This window comes from Rhodococcus sp. Chr-9 (genome assembly GCF_000801125.1).
In the GTDB taxonomy this organism is placed as follows: domain Bacteria; phylum Actinomycetota; class Actinomycetes; order Mycobacteriales; family Mycobacteriaceae; genus Rhodococcus; species Rhodococcus pyridinivorans.
Map to the genome: position 1 here is coordinate 1 of NZ_JTIZ01000074.1, position 2,420 is coordinate 2,420.

The 2,420-nt window shown below is 55.8% G+C and carries 2 protein-coding genes; both read right to left on the bottom strand.

The genetic code is table 11. The annotated features are described in order from the left end of the window. Window positions 1-810: 810 nt before the first annotated feature. Window positions 811-2,139, bottom strand: a complete 1,329-nt coding sequence (locus QR64_RS25795) for a UDP-glucose dehydrogenase family protein (RefSeq protein WP_072740491.1) — start codon at window positions 2,137-2,139, stop codon at window positions 811-813. Window positions 2,140-2,193: 54 nt separating this feature from the next. After that, window positions 2,194-2,420: sugar transferase (locus QR64_RS09955; RefSeq protein ID WP_161793623.1), on the bottom strand; the 227-nt coding region annotated here is incomplete at its 5' end.

Below are 2,420 nucleotides of genomic sequence, written 5' to 3' on the forward strand. Positions count from 1 at the left end.
CACCCAGCCGGCACCAGTACCACTGCTAACTGCGAAGAGCCACTAAAGGCAAGTCGGTGAGCGCTGCTGCTCTAATGGCCTCATCGATTCTTTTGTAAGGTACAAGTCTGGAAGCCGCGAGAAGGAAATCTTGTGGTAGGCGCTCGTACATGTCTAGTTCCTGTCGGTCCAGATATTCTACCCATCGTGGCCTCGACTGGATCGCACTTACGGCGACTGGCGGATATATAGTTTTCGCCTCTATACCCCAGTACCGCCGCACTCGCTCCGCGACAAAGTCGCTGTTGGCCGCGTAGCATCCGCCTTCCTTCGCGCGTCGGGCGTCGAGCTTCCGAAACATTGGCGCCACGGTCCGAGCAATTGCGGAGGAGCCTCGTGGATCAAGATCCGGCGACCAAATATATCGTGCCGGCGTGTGAACATAAATATATCTTTCTATATCGGGCGCATCTCGGAACCGCACATGGTGTGCAAAGAGGTGCGAGCTGACCAGCGCCCAAGTTGCATCATCCGCCTTCCATCGCCGCCATTGGAGAGGCATTATTGGCAGAGCAGCAACCTTACTCTTCCGAATCGGCGTTCTCGCGATAGCGCTTTCGCGAACTACCGAGTTGGAGAAGCGTCGGGGCGCATCGTTCCAAAGACATAACAGTGGCGCATCGGGAAAAATTTCCGCGAAGGACTCGACGACTTTCTCTGCGCCGCCTGTTTCTTCAATCCATTCGTGGACGATTACGCCGCTCATCCGTTCCTCCAATAAGTAATACTGCGCGTCATGGTACCGATTTTGTGGCTAGGCGCACCTTATGTCTAAGGCCGACCAATTCCGTAGTACGTCCAGCCCTCATCTCGCCAGGAGTTGGGATCAAGACAGTTTCTTCCGTCAAGCACTACCTTGCTGCGAACAATTTCCTGGATGACTGAGGGTCGAAGGTCTCTGAACTCAGGCCACTCGGTTAAAACCATTACAGCATCGGCGCCCTGACATGCTTCTAGGATGTCGGGAGCATAGGACAGCGTGGGGAACAACGCCCGCGAATTATCGATCGCCTTTGGGTCGTAAACATTCACTGAGGCACCTTGCAGCTGAATCTGTCCTGCAATGTTCAGCGCAGGAGAATCACGAACGTCATCTGAGTCGGGTTTGAATGCTGCACCGAGGACGGCAATTCTTGCGCCCAGAAGCGACCCACCAACTGCGTCTCGCGCCAGCTCAACCATGCGCGTACGCCTGCGCATATTTATGTTGTCGACCTCACGCAAGAAAGTGAGTGCTTGATCGGCGCCAAGCTCTCCCGCCCGTGCCATAAACGCTCTAATATCCTTTGGCAGACATCCACCCCCGAACCCAATGCCAGCATTGAGAAAGCGGCGGCCTATCCTGGCGTCATATCCAATGGCATCAGCGAGTACCGTGACGTCAGCAGACGAAGCTTCGCACACTTCTGCCATCGCGTTGATGAACGAAATCTTTGTGGCAAGAAAGGCATTGGCCGCAGTTTTTACGAGTTCTGACGTTGCTAAATCTGTAACCAAGAATGGCACTCGGCGTTCGAGCAAATTTGCGTATATTTCGCGAGAGACTTCCTCTGCTCGCCCGCCCCGTTGGACGTCCACCCCCAACACTAGACGGTCTGGCTCCAACGTGTCCTGAACTGCGTATCCCTCACGAAGAAATTCGGGATTCCAGGCGACCTCAACGTTCACACCCGCAGGGGCGAGTTTCCGGGCGCGTTCACCCAGGCGAGCGGCGGTTCCTACCGGCACGGTCGACTTACCAAGTATTACAGCGTCTCTAGTAAGAAGGGGAACCAGTGTGTCAATTACTGCGTCCACATATTTAAGGTCTGCGGCGAATTCACCCTTCTTTTGGGGAGTACCTACGCCGATAAAATAGACATCACCGAATTCTGCAGCCTCCTGGTAGGAAGCACTGAAGCGAAGACGGCCAGCGTCGACATTTCGGCGGAGAACATCCTCAAGCCCAGGTTCGTAGAACGGCACTTCCCCGGCTTCGAGTTTCGCTAATTTTGCGGGGTCGACGTCTACTCCGAGCACCTCATGCCCGAGTTCGGCCATGCACGCGGCGTGGGTTGCTCCGAGGTAGCCGGTTCCGAATACTACGATGCGGCAAGTCATTTGATCTCTTCCTAGCGGGTTCTTTGGGCCTAGCAAGTTATGTTTTCTTCTCGATTAGTAGGCGCCGTCGCTGGCCAGGACCGCCTTGACGGTCTTGCCGATGATCAGCACATCCGAGATCATCGACCAGTTCTCTACGTACGACAGATCCAGTCGCACCGACTCGTCCCACGACAGATCCGACCGACCCGACACCTGCCACAGGCCGGTCACACCGGGACGCACCAACAGCCGACGCTTGACCCGACCGTCGTAGGCCTCCACCTCACGCCGCAACGGCG